Origin of the sequence: Pararhodobacter marinus, from assembly GCF_003122215.1 — a bacterium.
Taxonomy (GTDB): domain Bacteria; phylum Pseudomonadota; class Alphaproteobacteria; order Rhodobacterales; family Rhodobacteraceae; genus Pararhodobacter; species Pararhodobacter marinus.
The window spans coordinates 14,900-32,193 of the sequence record NZ_QEYD01000010.1 but is presented as its reverse complement, the minus strand read 5'-3'; the positions used below and the strand labels follow the sequence as shown (position 1 = coordinate 32,193).

Genomic DNA, 17,294 nt, shown 5'->3' with positions numbered 1-17,294 from the left:
GACCCCGGGCCGCCACGCCCTGCGGCGGCCCGCCCTTTCACGGAGAGACTTCATGCTGATCGTGCCCGAACGCGACATCGCGGACCTGATGACCCGGGCCGCGGCCTTTGATGCCGTCGAAAAGGTCTTTGCCGCCATGGCGGCGCAAGAGGCCTACAACTTCCCCGTGGTGCGCGAGGCCATCGGCCACGAGGATGCGCTTTACGGCTTCAAGGGCGGTTTCGACCGCGCCGGGCTGACGCTTGGCCTGAAGGCCGGCGGGTATTGGCCCAACAACCTGGAAAAGCGCGGGCTCATCAATCACCAGTCCACCGTCTTCCTGTTCGACCCCGATACCGGCAAGCCCGCGGCCATGGTCGGCGGCAACCTTCTGACCGCGCTGCGCACCGCCGCGGCCTCGTCGGTGTCCATCAAGCACCTCGCCCGCGCGGATGCCAGGGTCATCGGCATGATCGGTGCGGGGCATCAGGCGACGTTCCAGCTGCGCGCCGCGCTGGAGCAGCGCAAGTTTGACAAAGTCATCGGCTGGAATTTCCACCCCGCGATGCTGCCCAATATCGAGAAGGTCGCCACCGAGGCGGGCGTACCTTTCGAGCCGGTCGCTCTGGAGGGCATGCAGGAGGCCGATGTCATCATCTCGATCACCTCGGCCTTCGCGCCGTCGCTGATGGCGGATCACGTCAGCCCCGGGACCCACATCGCCTGCATGGGCACCGACACCAAGGGCAAGCAGGAGGTCGAGGCGGCCTTGCTGGCGCGCGCCACGGTCTTCACCGACGAGGTCGCGCAATCCGTCAGCATCGGCGAGGCGCAGCATGCCGTGGCCCAGGGCCTGATCGCCGAGACCGACGTGCAGCAACTGGGCGCCGTCATCAACGGAACCCATCCGGGTCGCACCTCGCTGAACGAGATCACCCTGTTCGACGGCACCGGTGTCGGTCTTCAGGATCTCGCGGTCGCGGCGGCGGTCGTCGATCTGGCCGTGGAAAAGGGAATCGCGATAGAGGTCGATTTCTGACCGTCGTTGATCCTGATGTCCGTGCAGAAGCCGGCGCTCAGTCTTCGATCCTGTAGGGCATGTCGAACCAGTGCTCCTGCAGGTTGTCGCCCTCTCCGATCCGGTCGATCACCGCGAACAGACCGGACCCGGAGAGCGGCGTCAGTACCCCGTGCCAGGTATTGCGGTGGTAGTTCACGCCCTGTCCCGGGGCGGTCCTGAAAGCAATCGGTGTGCCGGGGCGCCCTCCCTCGTCAGGCGCGACCACCACAAGGAAGCCATCCATCGACATCGGCAGGAAGGCCTGGCTGCCCAAAGGATGCCGTTCCATCATGTCGAGAAGGTGGGGCAGCTTGCGCAGCTCTGCCTGGAACAGGCTGATGCCCGCCGTGCCCCCTTCGATGAAATCGAGCGTCGCCCGATCATGGAAGCGTTTGCAAAGGCCCTGGTTTATCAGTTTGTCCGCCGGGCCGGCGGCATCGATTACCTCTCCGAAGGGCGCGAAGGCTTCGGCGGTCAACGGCTGGATCCGGATCGTGGTCATGCGCGCATCTTCCCGGCCAGGCGACGTTCAGCGATGCGCTCCGCCTGGGCGCAGGCCTTGGCGATTTGTGTGGGCGCGGCGTTGGACCACCGGGCGTCAGGCGTGTCGGGGCCGTGGCCGGCCATGTCTCTGGGATAGCGCTGCAAAATCTTGACCCTCCGATCTTGGCGCAGGGTAAACGATAAGATCCCGGCGTATTTTCAAAAAATAGGCGAAAGAACCTTCGGTATCCGCCCGTTTGCCTTGCGGCGACGGGTCAGCGCCCTAATCGAACGCGGCTCTGATCCGTTCGATCATGAAGTCCATGAAGATCCGGGTTTTCGGATCCTGCCGTCGCCGATGCGTGAACAGACAGGCCATCTGGATCGGCTCGGGTGGCGTCGCCTCGGCCACGGTGACCAACGCCCCCGAGGCGAGATGATCGGCAACCTCGAACCGTGGCTTCAGCACGATCCCCTGTCCGGTGAGCGCCCAGTCGGTCAGCACATCGCCGTCATCGCTTTCGTAATGTCCGCTGACGGCAAAGCGCCGGGGCCCATTTGGCGTCGACAGCCGCCACCGGGGCTCCTGGGCACCCGGAAAGCGCAGGTTCAGGCATTCATGCTGACCCGAAATCAGCGCGTCGCCGTCCTCTGGCATCCCTCGCCGTGCGACGTAATCCGGTGATGCGCAAAGCACCCGTTCCACATCCGCGATCTTGCGCATCCGCAGGTTGCTGTCCTCCAGCTGGCCCAGGAAAAACGCCAGGTCCAGCCCCTCGGCGGTCAGGTCGACCTTGCGATCCGAAAGCCGCAAGCGGACGCTGACATCGGGGTACTGCTTCAGGAAGTCCGGCACCCGCGGCGCGATCAGCCGCCGCCCGACCCCCAGCGGCGCGGCCACGTAGAGTGGTCCCTTCAGGTTCTCTGTGACGTTGACGATATGCGCTTCGGCCTTTTCGACCGCGATCAGGATCTCGGACGCGCCGGCGTAAAAGCTGTGGCCATGCTCGGTCGGGGACAGACTGCGCGTGGTGCGCTGGAACAGGCGAACGCCAAGGTGTTCTTCCAGCTGCGAAATCCGCGACGATGTCACCGCCGACGAGATGCGCAGATCCCGCCCCGCGGCGGACATGCTGCCCAGTTCGTAGACCCGGATGAAGGTACGAATATTGTCGAAATAGCTCATCGGGCCACCCGGTTCTGGGGCGTGCGGGCGGGAAGAAAATGTCCGTCACGCGGCACGGTAGGGCGCCGTCGCGACCGCGCCGGATTGCCTTGCCATTTTTGATACTGAACCGGCTTTATCGCGATGCGCGCGAAAATCAAGCCTTGCCTTCACGCCGCGCGCCCTCGGGCGCGGTCTTCTCAGACCGCCTGAGAGGGGTCGCGCCACGGGGCCAGCTGATCCTCGAGCGTCAGCTTTGCACGGGGTTTGTCATCGAAATTCAGGCCCGCTTCCAGGTGCTCAAGATGGCTGGTGGTCAGCGACACCAGCGCCTCGCTGTCCGCCCGTTCCAGCGCGTCGACGATGCGGGCATGTTCGTCCTCGGCGCAACAGGATGACCCCTGCGGCGAATAAAGCCCGAGGATCAGGGTGCTGCGCATGGTCAGTTCGGACAGGAACCGTTCAAGCACATCGTTCCCGGCGATCCGCGCAAGCCGCAAGTGGAAGTCGCGCGAGGCGCGCAGCTCGCCCGGTTTGTCGCCGGTGGCTTTCGCCTGCGCTTCTTCGGTGATGTTGCGGCGCAGGAAGGCGATGTCCTCGGGCGTGCTGCGACCGGCGGCTTCGCGGGCGATCGTGCGCTCGATGGCGCGGCGTGCCTGGAACACGTTGCGCGCTTCTCTCGGCGAGGGCGTCATGACGTAGGCGCCGCGATTCGGTCGCAGCTCGACGACATGCTGGGCGGCCAGCGTGGCCAGAGCCCGCCGGACATTGGCGCGGTTGCAGCCAAACAAATCGCTAAGCGCCTGTTCGCCAAGCTTTGTTCCGGCCGGCAGTCGCTGTTCGGCGATCGCGTCCAGAACCGAACCGACGATTTGGTCTTCGGGCAGTCCCGGCATCACGCTCTGCAAAAAGTAATCGCTTGTTATGAGTAACTTAGGCGGCGCGTCGGTGCATTGCAACACCTGCCGGCGGCAGAACGCTTGACGTGTCATCACAGATTGTTAACAATTTATGATGACAAGAGGAGGCGGTATGAAAATTCTGGTCGTGAACCCGAATTCCACCAAGGCAATGACCGACAAGGCCGTCGTGGCCGCGCGCCGGGTTGCGCATCCGGACACCGAGATCCTGGGCGCGACCGGCACCGGCCCGGCCAGCATCGAAGGGCATTTCGACGAGGCGATGTCCGTGCCCGGGCTCTTGGCCGAGGTCGCGGCCGCCGAGAAGGCCGGCATCGACGGCATCGTGGTGGCCTGTTTCGACGATCCCGGCATCGGCGCCTGCCGCGAAGTGGCCAGCGGCCCGGTGATCGGCCTCTGCGAGGCTTCGGTGAAGGCGGCGAGCCTGCTGTCGACCTCGTTCTCGGTCGTCACCACGTTGCCGCGCTCGATCCCGGTGATCGAGCGCCTGATCCACGGCTATGGCCTGTCGCATCTGTGCCGTCGCGTCCGCTCGGCGGCGATCCCGGTGCTGGCGCTGGAGGAAGAGGGCTCGGACGCGCGAGAGAAGGTGCGCGACGAGATCCTGCGCGCGATCGCCGAAGACAAGTGCGAAGCCGTGGTCCTGGGCTGCGCCGGCATGGCCGACCTGACCGACTGGCTGAGCGAGGAAACCGGGGTGCCAGTGATCGATGGCGTCACCGTGGCCGTGAAGATGGTCGAGGCGCTGGTCGGCGCCGGTCTGAAGACCAGCAAGATTTCGGGATACGCCACGCCGAACGAAAAATAGACTTCATGTCCAGGGAGGAGAGGACAATGACAATGAACGCCGAAGCGGAGATGGGCGGAGGGGAGACCGCCGATCACGTCGGGAAAGGCCTTGGAGAGGAAAGCCTTGCCCCGCAGGAAACCCGCATCATGGACCCCTGGTCCTATCTGTTCGCCTGGCTGGGGGGCTGCGTGTCGATCGGCACCTTCACCATCGGGTCGGGCCTGGTCGGCACGCTGAACCTGCTGCAGGTCGTCGTCGCCATCGCCATCGGCTGCCTGGTGATCGGCACCGCGCTGATGATCAACGGCCAGGCCGGCCACAAATACGGCATCCCCTTCATGGTGCAGGCACGCTCGGCCTTCGGCTTTTCCGGCACGCGGCTTCCGGCGCTGGTCCGCTCGGTGCCCGCCATCGTCTGGTTCGGCTTCCAGAGCTGGATCGGCGCGGGCGCGCTGAACCTCGTGTCCGAGACGCTGTTCGGCTATTCCAACATCGTGGTCTTCTTCGTGGGCTTCCAGTTCCTGCAGATCGGCCTGTCGGTGCTGGGCTTCCACGGCATCAAGTGGCTCGAGAACATCGGCTCGATCTTCATCATCGGCTCGCTGATCTACATGTTCTTCAGCGTGATCGGCAAATACGGTGACGAGATTTCGACCAACCTGGTGAATGTCGAAGGCACCTGGGGGGCACCGTTCTGGGGCGCGACCATGCTGTTCTTGGGCATCTATTCCACGATGATGCTGAACGTCTCCGATTACTCGCGCGAACTGCGCCGCAATGTCGGGCCGATGCGCCAGATCACCATCTACGCGAACTCGATCCTGCCGGCGACGTTGTTCATGGGCCTGATCGGCCTGATGGTCTCGGGCGCGACGGGCCAGGTCGATCCGATCCGCGTGTTTTCCAGCGCGGTGGACAACAAGCTGCTTCTGGTCATCACGCTGCTGTTCATCGCCTTCGCGCAGGTCACGACCAACATCCTCAACAATGTCGTGCCGCCGGCCTACGCGCTGATGGACGTGTTCAAGGTCAAGTACAAGACGGCCGCGGTGCTGGTCGGCCTGCTGGCTTTCGCCACCTTCCCCTGGGAACTGGTCAAGGACGAATCCGCCGCCGGCCTGAACCTGTTCATACAGATCTATTCGGCCTTCCTGGGTCCGATCTTCGCCATCCTGGTGGTCGACTATTTCGTGCTGCGCAAACAGGAACTGGACCTGTCCAAACTCTATGACGCGGACGGCCCCTATCGCGGCGTGAACTGGGCCGCGGTGATCGCCATGGCGATCGGCGTGGTCGCCGCGCTGACCTTCTCGGGCGTCAGCTGGTATGCCAGCCTGCTGCCCGCCGGCATCAGCTATTACGTGCTGATGCGCAGCCTGCCCTCCGCGAAACGGTTCATGGCGTAAGCCTGTCCCCGCTCACAACCGTCTTGCGGTGACGCCGCCCCGATCCAAGGGGCGGCGTTTTCGCGTCTGTCGGTGCCGAGGGACGGGGCCGGCCCAAGTTTTGGGGAACGGGTCCGTGCCCGGAAGGTGCCGCGTCAGGCCAGCAGGCCGGACGCTCCTGCAATCGCGTGGAAGCCCTGGAACTGCGTCACGCCTTCGTAGCCGAAATTCCGACCGATGCCGGATTTCTTGAAGCCACCGAAAGGCGCCAGGCCGTCGTTGGCCGAGGGGCCATGCGCGTTGATGAAGCTGTAGCCGGCCTCGATCCGGCGGGCGAGGGCGATGGCCCGCCCGGTATCGGTTGACCACACCGACGAGGCCAGCCCGAACTGGTCATCATTGGCCATGGCGACGGCCTCGTCTTCGCTGTCGAAACTCAGGATCGGCAGCACCGGGCCGAATTGCTCCTCGCGCACCACCGACAGCGCCGGATCTGCGCCGATAACCAGAGCCGGGCGCTGGAAATGGCCCTGTGCATACAGCTCGGTGTCGGGAACCTGTCCCAGTTCCAGAACATTGGCGCCGCGCGCGCGGGCCTCGTCGATCATGCCGGTGACGGTCCTGAGCTGCCTCGCGTTGTTCATCGGGCCCATGGTCGTCTCGGGCAGCAAGCCGTCGCCGACGACCTGCGCATCGACCACGGCGCGCAGACCGTCCACCAGCTCGTCGAAGCGCGAGCGGTGCACGTAGAGCCGCTTGAGCGCGTAGCAGATCTGGCCGGTCGACATGAACGCGGCGCGGTAGAGGTTCTCGAAGGTCTGGGGCGACAGATCGGCGTCGCTCAGAACCAGTCCCGCGTCATTGCCGCCCAGTTCCAGCGTGACCGGGGTGATGTTCTCGGCCGCGACCTTCATCACGTGGCGGCCGACATCGACTGACCCGGTGAAATTCACGAAGCGCACCAGGGGATGACCGATCAGCGCGTCCCCGATCCGGCTGGCCGAGCCGGTGACGATATTGACCACGCCCAGCGGCAGCAATTCGGCGATGCGGTGCAGGCTCAGCGTGGGGGCCAGCGCGGAATTGGCCGACGGTTTGACCACCACCGTATTGCCCGCCATCAGCGCCTGCGGCAGCTTGGCGCCCAGGATTGCCAGCGGCCAGTTCCACGGCACGACCAGCGCCGCAACGCCGCGCGGCTGGCGCGTGACGATGGTATCGTTGCGGGTCGCGCGGATGATCTCGTCCTGCGCCAGGCGTTCGGCGTAATCGGCCGATTGCACGAAACGCTCGCCCAGACGGCTGATCTCCAGATGCGTCTCGCGCAGGATCTTGCCGTGCTCGCGGGTGAAGATCCGTGCGCGGGCCTCGACGGCGGCGGTGTCTTCGGTCAGGGCAGCGGCGACCTTGCGCAGGATATCCGCGCGCTCTGCATAGCTCAGCGCGGCCCAGGCCGGAAAGGCAGAATGCGCGGCCCGGACGGCGCGGTCCACATCGTCCGCGGTGCCGGCGGCGGCGTGACCGACCAGCTCGGACGGGCGCGCCGGGTTGTGGATTTCGTATGTGCCGCCATCAGAGGCGCGGCAGGCGGCCCCGTCTATGTACAGATGAGTTTCAATAATCTCGGTCATGGTCAGGTCTTTCTTAGCGCATCGCGTCCGGCAGCAGCGTCGCGATCTGCGGGATGAACAGGATCAGGACCCCACCCAGAACCATCGCGGCGATATAGGGCAGGACGCCAAGGAAAATCGCTTTCAGCGGGATCTCGGGGGCGACGGATTTGACGGTGAAGACATTCATCCCGATCGGCGGCGTGATCAGGCCCAGCTCGATCACGATGATCACCAGAATGCCGAACCAGATCAGGTTCACGCCCAGCAGATCCAGCGACGGCAGGAAGACCGGGATGATCAGCAGCAGGATGCCGATGGATTCGAAAACCATGCCCAGCACGACACAGATCGCGCAGATCGTCAGCACCAGACCCGTGGGGCCCAATCCCATCTCGAGCACCAGCGCGCGCAGTTCGTAGGGCATACCGGTCAGGTTGACGAATTGCGCGAGGACCAGCGCCGAGAAGACGATGGCGAAGATCATGGCCGAGGTGGTCACGGTCTCTTCGATCACGCCGTAAAGGCTGGCACGGTCGCGGAAGTGACCGCGCAGAACGCCCATGATGAAGGCCCCTGCGCAGCCGACGCCCGCGGCCTCGGTCGGGGTGAACAGCCCGACATAGATGCCGATCAGCACGATGGCGAACAGGATGATGACGGGCCATGTCGAATAGGAGGCGCGCAGCGTTTCCATCAGGCCCATTGCCCGCCCTTTGGGGCCGATATCGGGACGGATCGCCGTGACGATCAGCACGGCCAGCAGGAACAGCACGACCAGCAGCATTCCCGGCAGGATACCCGCTATGAAGAGCTGACCGATGTCTTCGCCCGCGACGATGCCGTAGATCGCCAGCGGGACCGAGGGGGGGATCATGATGCCCAGCGTGCCGCCGGCGGCGATGGTCCCGGCCGAGAAGCCGTCGTGATACCTGAACCGGCGCATCGACGGCACCGCGACGCGGGTCATCGTCGCCGCCGTGGCCAGTGACGAACCGCAGACCGCCGCGAAGCCGGCGCAGGACATGACCCCGGCCAGCGCCAGCCCGCCCCGGAAGCGGCCAAGCCACGCATAGGAGGCGGCATAGAGGTCGCCACTGATGCCAGAGCGGTGGATCAGCGCGCCCATGAACACAAAAAGCGGGATGATCGAGAAATTGTAGTTGATCGAGGTATCGACAATCCAGCTTGACGAGGCCGCCAGCGCGGCATCGAGCCCGCGCAGGTACATCAGGCCGAAGAAGCCCACGGCGAGCGTGGCAAAGGCCAGCGGCACGCCCAGAAAAGCGAGAAGCAGCAGGATGGCGAAACCGATCAGGGTGAGGGTCATGGAGCGGCTCTTACGCGTCGGGGGATTGCGAGGCGCCGTGCCGACGCATCGCGGCAAAGGCACCCAGGATGGCCAGGACTGCCAGGGCGGTCATGCCCCCGACGATCCACAGCATCGGCAAGCGTAGGACGACCGTTGTTTCGGGATAGGACATCAGATCCCGGACCCGCCAACCCAGGATCACTGCGATCGAGCCGACACCCAGCACGCTCATGATGTTGAAGGTGAGGTGGTACAGACGGGGCGCATGTGCGCGGAAAAAGGGCTCGAACAGCGAGACCGTGACATGCGAGCGCTCGCGCGCGACGGCGAACATGCCGGCGAAGACGAGAAACCCCAGCAAGATCTGCACCATTTCCGCCGCGCCGAAGATCGGGTGGCTGAAGGCATAGCGCATGACCACTTCGGCGCAGGTGATCAGCGCCATGGCGATCAGGCAAAACCCGCCCAGAACGACGGTGCCTTTCTGAATAAGGGTCATGCGGTCCTCCCGGTGGGGGCGGGGCGGCCCGCGATCGCGCCGCCCCGGTCAAGGGTCAGGGCTGCGAGGCTTCCGCGACGCGGGCGCGGGTTGCCTCGAGGATGGCGCGGCCGTCGAGCCCGTAGGCATCATCGATCTGGTCGATCCAAAGCTGCGCCACCGTGCCCGAAGCGTCGCGCATTGCCTGCAGCAGATCGGGATCGATCGGCGCGAAGGTCACGCCCATCGCCTCAAGCTGTGCGCGGGCTTCGTCATCGGCGATATCGGTCGCCGCGCCCAACCTGCGGGCCAGCGCCGAGCCGGAATACTCGGTGATGACGGCCCGGTGGTCGTCCGGCAGCCGATCCCAGACCCGCTGGTTGAAGAAAATCGAGAAGCTGGCCGACAGCATGTGCGGCGACATGTCGACGCAAGACTTGGTATAGGGACCGATGCCGAAGGCAATCGTCGTCTCCATGGTCTGTCCGAAATGGGCGTCGACCGTATTGCGCGAGACCAGTTCTTGCAGGTTGACGGCGGGCGACGCGGTGATCGCAAGGTCCATCGCGGCGAACGTATCGGCGATCGTGCCCGGCAGGGCCCAGATGCGACGGCTGCGCAGATCCTCGAGCGTGGTGATCGGCGTGTCGGTGGTCGAGCACAGATAGGTCGGACCCAGATGGAAACCCGAAACCATTTCCACGCCGCGGATCTGCTCGACCTCGCCGAAGACTTCCTCGTAGCTTTCCCAGAACGCCACCGACATCGCCTCGGAATCGCCGAGGTCGATGAACGGCATCTGCGTCAGCATGGTGCCCGGCGCGGAATGGGCGAGAAACCCGTTGAAGATGAACCCGCCATCTGCAACGCCATTGCGCACCGCATCGACGATGCCCGGCGGTGGGGCGACGGATTGCGGCGGGAAGGTGATCCGCACCTCGCCATCCGTCGCTGCCGCGATGTCCGCGGCCCAGGACTCGAACACAGGCCAGGCGAAATGGTTCTGCGGAATGAAAAGGTTGAAGGTCAGATCGGTTTCCGCGATTGCCGGTGAGGCAAGAACGGCGGCAAACAACGTTGCCACGAACGGTTTCCTTGGTGTCATAAGCTCCTCCCACGGGCCAGCAGCAACGCTACCAAGGCGTTCCTACTGCCGTGCCGCGATAATGAGCAGCGCCAAATTTCAAATCGCGATAGGCAGGGAGTATCGCTTACAGTGAGGTCACGCGGCGGCGGATGCACATCGCCAGCGCATCGGCGGCCGGGGTCAGCGGATGCCCGGCTCGGGTCATCATCGAAATGCGCAGGGGTTCGATGGTCTCGCGGATGGGGATCCGCGCAATGCGCCAGGTTTTCTGCACATCGCCCAGCAACAGGGCCGGAAAGGTGCAGACCGCGCCAAGGCTCTCGATCAGCGACAAAGCGCCGTAATACGATTCCGACGTGGTGGTCGCGTGCGGCGGGTTGAAGCCATGGTCTTCGAAGGGTTTGCGAAAGATGTCGCCCGGCCCCCCGGGGCCCCCGATCATGATCCATTGCGCCTGTTCCAGATCCCGCAGCGATCGCGCGGCCAGAAGGGGTGACTCCGAGGCCGTGATGATGTGGATCGGTCCCTCCATGAGGTATTCGACCGCGATCTCGCGGATCATGTCGGGCGGCGGGGCCGGGCCGATGACAAGATCGGTAGCCCCTTCGCGAAGCGGTTTCAGCGCACCGGGGAACAGGCCGCTCGACAGGTGAACATCAATCTTCGGATGCGTCTTGCGAAAGGCCGCAATCGCGCGCGGCATGATCCGCGCCGCCGCAAAAGGCGACACGCAGACATGCACCGCGCCTGTCAGCTCGCCTCGCAGCTGGTTGACCTCTTCGTCCAGGCGATTGATCTCGGAGGTGATCGTGCGGGCGCGCAACAGGACACGCTCGCCGATATCGGTCAGAACCACCCCGCGCGATGTCCGCACGAAGATCGGCAATCCGAGATCGTCTTCGGCCTGACGCAGGGCCTGGGTCAGGCCCGGTTGGGACTTTCCCAGCGCCTTGGCCGCTGCGCGCAGGCTGCCATGTTCGGCAATGGCGACCAGAACCTGAATGTGTTGCACCTTCATGGCGATACGCTTTGCTTATACATCGCGCTTTTTCAAGACTGTTCGTGATTGCCCGCTTGGGGGATCTATCACCCCGAAATGCGGGGGAGACTGACATGACGCAGCGTGTATATGCCGTGACCGGCGTGGCCAGCGGGATCGGTGCCGAACTTGCGCGGATCCTGAAGGAACAGGGGCATCGCGTGATCGGCTTCGATATCCACCGGACGCAGGCCAATCTCGACCATTTCATCGCTCTGGACCTGAACGATCCGGGCTCGATCGCCGCGGCCGCCGCGCAGCTGGACGAACCCTTGGACGGGCTTTGCAACAATGCCGGTCTGCCGCCGCGTGCGGGGTTGGAAGAGACGATCCTTCAGGTGAATTTCCTGGGGACGCGCGCCTTTACCCGTGCTTTGCTGGACAGGCTGCGGCCGGGCGGTTCGGTGGTGAACATGGCCAGCCGTGCCGGTCAGCAATGGCGTGAAAACACAGCCCAGGTCAAACGGCTGGCGGCGCTGAACGCAGGAGACGACCTTCGGGCCTTCATCGCGCGGGAGAACATCGACGCGACGCGATGCTACAACCTGACGAAAGAGGCGATCATCCTCTGGACCATCGCCGAAACCGAAGCGCTGCTCGGTCGGGATCTGCGCATGAACACCCTCAGTCCGGGCGGCGTATCGACCGGGATCTTCGGTGACTTTCAGCGGGCCTTCGGCGAGGCGGTCGACCGGAATGTCCAGCGGGCCGGCCGCGCCGGGAAACCCGAAGAGATCGCCCAAATCGCCGCGTTCGTTCTGTCGCCCGAGTCGAACTGGCTCAAGGGGGCGGACATTGCCATCGACGGCGGGATGGGAGCTTTCAACCTGGCCGATGCGCTGGATCTTCACGACATCCGCTAAGCCGTGATCCATGCGCCGGTCCGCCTGTCGCCGATCGGTGCCAACGTCGCAAAACCGCGCCGGGGCCGAAGCACGCCTTTGCGCGCGGGCCGGGTTGTGATGCTTCCCGGGCATGGATCGGCAAGCTCTACAGGCCAAGACCCTGCAGAGTGGCGAAGGCTGCGACGCCCAGAACCATGGTCGCGATCACATGGTTGGTAAGCACCGCGACGCCCAGCGCGAGCGCGGCGGCGATCCATGTCGCGGTGGGCTCTCCGGCGAGCGACGACGCCACCAGACTGACCACGATCAGACCCGGCAGCGCCTCCAGGATCCAGGCATGGCGCGACGCGCGGATGCGGCCTCCGGCGATCAGCCCGGCGACGCGGATCACGAACGCCGCGAGCGCCAGCAAGCCGATCACCGCCCAATGCGCGCCGGTCATCGGACCGCTCCCTGCGCCCGGCGTATCAGGCCCGTGACGACCAGTCCGCACACGGCGCCCGCGACGATTCCATAGGCCTTGGGCGCGCCCAGCGTGACGACGACCATCGTGGCCCCTGCCGCGACGGCCCAGGGAAGCGCCTGCGCCCGGCCGCGCCACAGGCCGCGCGCCATGGCGATGAAGGCTGCGGTAAAGGCGAAGCCCAGCCCGAAGCGTTCCAGATCCGGCAGCACCGCGCCCATCGCCGCACCCAGCCCGGTCGAAACCGTCCAGACCGAGATCATCACCAGCCCCGATCCCACCAGGAAAGGCGCGCCGGTTTCGGGAAAGCGCGCGCGCCGCGCCATGGTCAGCGCCCAGTTCTCGTCGCCGGTGACATGGATTGCCAGAAGTCTGAGCCGCAAGGGAAGGCTGTCGAGCATCTCGGACAGCGAGGCCACGATGCCGATATAGCGAAGGTTCAGCGCGGCGCCGGCCAGAACCGCCCCCAGCACCGCGCCGGTCGAGGCGAATTGCTCGACGGCGACGATCTGCGACGAGCCGGCATGGACCAGCGCACTCATCAGTCCGACGCTCCACCACGCGAAGCCGACCTGCGCGGCCAGCAGCCCGAACGCGAAGCCGTAAACCGCCGCGCCCAGCGCGAGGGGCAGGATCGCGATCGCCCCGTCTTTGATACCCTGTTTCATGGGCTTGACCTTAGGCGGTCAGGTTGATGGATTCGACGCAGAATTTTGGCTCAAAGTGATCTGATACGATCACTCAGGGGATGAAAACAGCGCAAGGGCCTCATGGATCCGACGGACAGGAAGCTTCTCGATCATCTGCAAAGGAATGCCCGCATCTCGACTCAGGCGCTGGCCCAGGAGACCGGTCTGTCGACGGCCTCGGTTCAACGACGGCTGCGGGCGCTCAGGGACAACGGCACGATCCGCCGCGAGGTGGCGCTGCTCGATCCCGCGCAGGTGGGGCTCGGCATCACCGCGATCGTCGCGGTCGAGCTCGAACGTGACAGGCTGGACCAGATCGACGCGTTCAAGCGCAAGGCGCGTCAGGACCGGCAGGTCACGCATTTCTACTGCATCGCCGGAGAGGCGGATTTCATCCTCATCGTCATGGCGCGCGATATCGCCGATTACGAGGCCTTCACGCACCGGTTCTTCTTTGCCGACAGGAACGTGCGCAAGTTCCGGACATCCATCGTGGTATCGACCGAAAAGGCATCGCCGGAAATCCCGCTCTGACGGGGCGCGCGTCGGCCGCCGTCAGAGCGGGCTTTGGCGCAGCGCAGGCAGGCGCGTAAGACCGGCGAGGATCACGGCCTTGGCAACGAAGATCGCCGCCGCCGTCCAGAACAGCACCGGCAAGCTCGCCTGCGCGATGATCGGCTGGGACAGAAGCGGCGAGGCGAATTGCCCGAGGAAAATGGCCATCGTCATGATCCCCGAGGCTGCGCCCCGCCGCGCGGGCGGGATGAAGGCGAACATCCACGCGATGATGGACGGCAGGACAGCGGCGAAGCCGGCCCCGATCAGCGCCGCGCCGAGGGCTTGAAAGATCAGCGCCTCGCCATAGGCGACCGAGGCGAAGCCCAGGGCGATGATCGTCTGGCCCGCGACCATCGACCAGAGCGGTCCCGCACGCTCGCGCGCCTTGCCCGAGACCAGCGCTCCGACCCCGCCCGCCAGCGTCAGCAGGCCCAGCATCAGGCCCGCGACCGCCGGGTCCGATCCAAGCACGTCCTGCAGGTAGAACGGGAATTGCGTGGGCATGATGTAGAACACCGCCATGGACAGAAACGCCAGCAGGCTCAGGCCGCTCAGGGGTAGGATCCACGGCTGCGGCTCGGCCGTGGACGAGGTCGGAGCCTGTCCCCGGGCCTGCGGAGCGGCGGCGAAGACCCGCCAGAAATATGGCAGCATCAACAGCGCCAGGGCGTAGATCGCGAACGGGAACCGGAACGAGAACGTGGCCAGGAACCCGGCCAGCGAAATCGCCGCGAAGCCGCCGAAATTGGTGGCTGCGATCTGGTAGCCCATGAAGGTCGCGCGGTCCGGCCCTTCGAACAGGTCGCCGATCAGCGCGGATTGCGCCGTCATGATCAGCGCAACCCCTGCGCCAAGGAACAATCGGCTGACGAAGATCGCCTCGAGGCTGGCAAGATACAGACCGCCCGCCCCGGCGATGCCATAGATCAGCGTCCCCAGAAGCAGGACGGGCTTGCGACCCACCCGGTCGACGACGATACCGGCCACCGGCGCCAGCACGGCCACGAAAAGCGCAGGCGCCGTCACCAGCAGGCGCGTCAGCAACTCGGCGTCCGGGTTGTCGCGGAACGCGGCGGCGATCTGCGGCAGGGCGGGGCTGATCGTCGCGTTCGACAGGATCGTCAGCGACGCGGCCATGAGCAGCGCGACGGTGGTCGGCGTGAATTTGACGGCCATGGGGGGCTCCTGCAGGATAGCGGCCAAAGGGATTGCTTATCGTTGGTTTCACCAACTATAATTATGTTGGTTAGACCAACTATGTCTGGAGATGTCAATGCCCGGATTCGAGCAGACGACGCCCTATCTGAAGGCACTGCCCACGCGGCTTCTGGCGATTGCTGGGGTCAGGGGGTCGTCGATAAGCCGCGCGGCGCTGGCCGAACACGGCTCGGGCCAGTTCGAGTTCTCGGTCATGGTGACGCTGGCCGAATACGGTGCGGTCAGCCAGGCCGAGCTGTGCCGCCGCACGGGACTCGACCGCAAGGATGTCGCGACTGTTGTCCTGACGCTGGAACAGGCGGGTCATGTCGCGCGCACAGCGGATGCGGGCGATGCGCGCCGGAAAATCGTCTCTCTCACCGCCGAGGGGCAGAGCCGGTTCTCGCGCCTCAGGCAGGTGGCGGATGACAGTCAGGACCGGGCGTTGGCGATGTTGTCCGAGAGCGAGCGCGCGACGCTCGTTGCCCTGTTGCAGAAGATCCTGGCGGCGGATTAGCGGCACGGTCCTTCGGACCCGGGATCGTATCGGCTGATGCAAAGCGCGAACGGGGCGCTCCGCGAGGCCCAGGATGTCTTCGCGTTTCGCGAAAGCTGCCTTGCCGGATCGGGCTCTTCCCCGGAAAGCCCGGCGCCCCTTAGGGTTGCGGGGACGGGCTCCGGACAGGGGCCGAACGCGACAAGGGGGATACAATGTCCGACGACAAGCCGAAGGTTCAGGAAATCCGGCAAAGCGAGAACCGATTCCTGGGCTCCGACATTTTCGAATCGGGCAAGTATGTCTTCTCGGCCCGCAACGGGCGCGGCAGCGTGACCGAGGCCGCGCGCGACGTGCCGGTTTATCACGAATGCGACGTGCTGGTCGTGGGCGGCGGCCCTGCAGGGACCGCTGCGGCGCTGGCCGCCGCGCGCACCGGCGCCGATGTGGTGGTGATGGAACGCTACAATCATCTGGGTGGGCTTTCGACCGGCGGCGTGGTGATCTGGATCGACCGCATGACGGACTGGTCCGGCAATCTGGTGATCAAGGGATTCGCCGAAGAGGTGCTGGCCCGCCTCCCCGATGAAGGCAAGGCCGGCCCCGACCGAGCCCTCTGGGGCCGCCGCGACGATGCGCTGGCGAAATACTGGCGCCTGCGGACCTCGGCCTTTCACGGCATCGTCACCTGGGCCCCGACCATCGACCCCGAGCGGCTGAAGCTTACCAGCCAGGAAATGCTGATCGAGGCGGGCGTGCGCATCGTCTATCATTCCTGGGCTGCGGTTCCGGTGGTCGAGGACGGTGCCGTGAAGGGCGTGATCTTCGAATCCAAGGAAGGCCGCCAGGCGTTGATGGCCAAGGTCACGGTCGATTGCACCGGCGATGGTGATGTGTTTGCCCGCGCGGGCGCCGGTTTCGAAACCGATATCGAAGAGGGCGACGTTCACCATTCGATGAATACCGGCTTCATGCTGGGCGGTGTCGACATGCAGACATGGCTGGATTTCCGGCTCAACGACGAAAAGGGCTTCTCCGAGATCAACCAGCTCGGGCGCGAGACGCTGGGTTTCTTCCAGGCGCCCTATGTGTCCTGGCGCGATGACATTGCCCTGTTCCTCGGCCCGCGCCAATCGGGTCTGAGCGCGCTCAATGTCGATGACATGACCGAGGTCGAGATCCGCTCGCACCGTTTCATGCAGGCGCATTGCGAGTTCTTCCGCCGACACGCCCCCGGCTTCCAGAATGCCTATATGCTGCTCAGCGCCCCGCAGCTCGGGGTGCGCCATACGCGGCGCCTGGGCGGGCTGGGCCGGATCGAACGCGGGCAATGGAGCTCGGGTCAGGCGCTGCCCGATGAGGTCGGCGTCTCGCCTTCGATGTCGCCGAAATTCCCGGTCATCTCGGTTCCTTACTCGGCGCTGGTGCCGGCGCGGCTGAACGGTCTGCTGGCGGCCGGGCGGCATGTGTCCTGCGATGCCAACAGCCACGGCTTCATGCGCGAGATCCCGCAATGCTGGCTGACCGGCCACGCGGCGGGGGCGGCGGCCGGTGTCGCGGCCAACCGCGGCGTCCATGCGCGCGATGTCGATATCGCCGAGCTGCAGGCCACGTTGCGCAAGCAGGGCGTCTATATCCGCGATGCCGCCGAGGCCCCGGCCCGCGCGCTGGACGCGCCCGTCGCTGGTTGAGCCGCGCCGCCCGGCAGAGCCGCGCTTGACAAAGCCCGGCCTGCCCG

18 protein-coding genes are annotated in these 17,294 nt (G+C 65.3%); 7 read left to right on the top strand and 11 right to left on the bottom strand.

All coding sequences use genetic code 11. The features are described 5' to 3' along the window. Window positions 1-52 precede the first annotated feature (52 nt). On the top strand, window positions 53-1,018 hold the full coding sequence (gene bhcD / locus C4N9_RS15790; RefSeq protein WP_109534321.1) for an iminosuccinate reductase BhcD: 966 nt from the start codon (window positions 53-55) through the stop codon (window positions 1,016-1,018). 37 nt (window positions 1,019-1,055) lie between these two features. Here the strand turns inward: bhcD and C4N9_RS15785 are convergent, their stop codons facing one another. From C4N9_RS15785 to C4N9_RS15775, 3 genes are all read right to left on the bottom strand, one after another. Next, entirely contained in the window at window positions 1,056-1,541 is a 486-nt protein-coding gene (locus tag C4N9_RS15785; RefSeq protein ID WP_109534320.1) for an ureidoglycolate lyase, read from the bottom strand. Between the two features lie 264 nt (window positions 1,542-1,805). Further along, window positions 1,806-2,708 (bottom strand): LysR family transcriptional regulator, encoded by a 903-nt coding sequence (locus C4N9_RS15780; protein WP_109534319.1) that lies wholly within the window; start codon window positions 2,706-2,708, stop codon window positions 1,806-1,808. A gap of 179 nt (window positions 2,709-2,887) precedes the next feature. Continuing rightward, window positions 2,888-3,583 carry a GntR family transcriptional regulator gene (locus tag C4N9_RS15775; RefSeq protein WP_109534318.1) on the bottom strand — a complete coding sequence of 232 codons (696 nt, stop codon included), beginning with the start codon at window positions 3,581-3,583 and terminating at the stop codon, window positions 2,888-2,890. A gap of 136 nt (window positions 3,584-3,719) precedes the next feature. On the opposite strand from C4N9_RS15775, the gene C4N9_RS15770 reads away from it, so the two are divergent. Together C4N9_RS15770 and C4N9_RS15765 are read left to right on the top strand one after the other, a co-directional pair. Then, window positions 3,720-4,415 carry an aspartate/glutamate racemase family protein gene (locus tag C4N9_RS15770; protein ID WP_109534317.1) on the top strand — a complete coding sequence of 232 codons (696 nt, stop codon included), beginning with the start codon at window positions 3,720-3,722 and terminating at the stop codon, window positions 4,413-4,415. A gap of 26 nt (window positions 4,416-4,441) precedes the next feature. Continuing rightward, window positions 4,442-5,803 (top strand): NCS1 family transporter, encoded by a 1,362-nt coding sequence (locus tag C4N9_RS15765; RefSeq protein ID WP_210404056.1) that lies wholly within the window; start codon window positions 4,442-4,444, stop codon window positions 5,801-5,803. A 134-nt stretch (window positions 5,804-5,937) separates the two neighbouring features. Here the strand turns inward: C4N9_RS15765 and C4N9_RS15760 are convergent, their stop codons facing one another. The 5 genes from C4N9_RS15760 to C4N9_RS15740 all read right to left on the bottom strand — a co-directional run bounded on the left by C4N9_RS15760 (window position 5,938) and on the right by C4N9_RS15740 (window position 11,287). Then, entirely contained in the window at window positions 5,938-7,413 is a 1,476-nt protein-coding gene (locus tag C4N9_RS15760; protein ID WP_109534316.1) for an aldehyde dehydrogenase family protein, read from the bottom strand. Window positions 7,414-7,426: 13 nt separating this feature from the next. Then, window positions 7,427-8,722 carry a TRAP transporter large permease gene (locus tag C4N9_RS15755; RefSeq protein WP_109534315.1) on the bottom strand — a complete coding sequence of 432 codons (1,296 nt, stop codon included), beginning with the start codon at window positions 8,720-8,722 and terminating at the stop codon, window positions 7,427-7,429. A 10-nt stretch (window positions 8,723-8,732) separates the two neighbouring features. Further along, window positions 8,733-9,203 carry a TRAP transporter small permease gene (locus C4N9_RS15750; RefSeq protein WP_109534314.1) on the bottom strand — a complete coding sequence of 157 codons (471 nt, stop codon included), beginning with the start codon at window positions 9,201-9,203 and terminating at the stop codon, window positions 8,733-8,735. 55 nt (window positions 9,204-9,258) lie between these two features. Then, the gene (dctP, locus tag C4N9_RS15745; protein ID WP_168192257.1) at window positions 9,259-10,266 is read right to left on the bottom strand and encodes a TRAP transporter substrate-binding protein DctP; all 1,008 of its coding nucleotides are present in this window, start codon (window positions 10,264-10,266) and stop codon (window positions 9,259-9,261) included. Window positions 10,267-10,393: 127 nt separating this feature from the next. Continuing rightward, on the bottom strand, window positions 10,394-11,287 hold the full coding sequence (locus tag C4N9_RS15740) for a LysR family transcriptional regulator (protein ID WP_109534312.1): 894 nt from the start codon (window positions 11,285-11,287) through the stop codon (window positions 10,394-10,396). A gap of 95 nt (window positions 11,288-11,382) precedes the next feature. Here C4N9_RS15740 and C4N9_RS15735 point away from each other — a divergent pair, with 95 nt between their 5' ends. Continuing rightward, entirely contained in the window at window positions 11,383-12,171 is a 789-nt protein-coding gene (locus tag C4N9_RS15735) for a coniferyl-alcohol dehydrogenase (RefSeq protein WP_109534311.1), read from the top strand. A gap of 127 nt (window positions 12,172-12,298) precedes the next feature. Here the strand turns inward: C4N9_RS15735 and C4N9_RS15730 are convergent, their stop codons facing one another. Further along, complete coding sequence (locus tag C4N9_RS15730; protein WP_109534310.1) at window positions 12,299-12,595, bottom strand: AzlD domain-containing protein; 297 nt, start codon at window positions 12,593-12,595, stop codon at window positions 12,299-12,301. Beyond that, window positions 12,592-13,284, bottom strand: coding sequence for an AzlC family ABC transporter permease (locus C4N9_RS15725; protein ID WP_109534309.1), 693 nt, complete (start codon window positions 13,282-13,284; stop codon window positions 12,592-12,594). Before C4N9_RS15725 ends, C4N9_RS15730 begins: the two co-directional genes overlap by 4 nt. Before the next feature lie 102 nt (window positions 13,285-13,386). Between C4N9_RS15725 and C4N9_RS15720 the strand changes: the two genes are divergently transcribed. Next, the gene (locus tag C4N9_RS15720) at window positions 13,387-13,839 is read left to right on the top strand and encodes an Lrp/AsnC family transcriptional regulator (protein WP_109534308.1); all 453 of its coding nucleotides are present in this window, start codon (window positions 13,387-13,389) and stop codon (window positions 13,837-13,839) included. A gap of 21 nt (window positions 13,840-13,860) precedes the next feature. On the opposite strand, the gene C4N9_RS15715 is transcribed toward C4N9_RS15720, so the two are convergent. Beyond that, window positions 13,861-15,039 carry an MFS transporter gene (locus tag C4N9_RS15715; protein ID WP_109534307.1) on the bottom strand — a complete coding sequence of 393 codons (1,179 nt, stop codon included), beginning with the start codon at window positions 15,037-15,039 and terminating at the stop codon, window positions 13,861-13,863. Between the two features lie 97 nt (window positions 15,040-15,136). Here C4N9_RS15715 and C4N9_RS15710 point away from each other — a divergent pair, with 97 nt between their 5' ends. Together C4N9_RS15710 and C4N9_RS15705 are read left to right on the top strand one after the other, a co-directional pair. Next, window positions 15,137-15,577: a MarR family winged helix-turn-helix transcriptional regulator gene (locus C4N9_RS15710; RefSeq protein WP_168192256.1), complete on the top strand. Its 441-nt coding sequence runs from the start codon at window positions 15,137-15,139 to the stop codon at window positions 15,575-15,577. A gap of 194 nt (window positions 15,578-15,771) precedes the next feature. Further along, the gene (locus C4N9_RS15705) at window positions 15,772-17,247 is read left to right on the top strand and encodes an FAD-dependent oxidoreductase (RefSeq protein WP_109534305.1); all 1,476 of its coding nucleotides are present in this window, start codon (window positions 15,772-15,774) and stop codon (window positions 17,245-17,247) included. The last annotated feature ends 47 nt before the right edge of the window (window positions 17,248-17,294 follow it).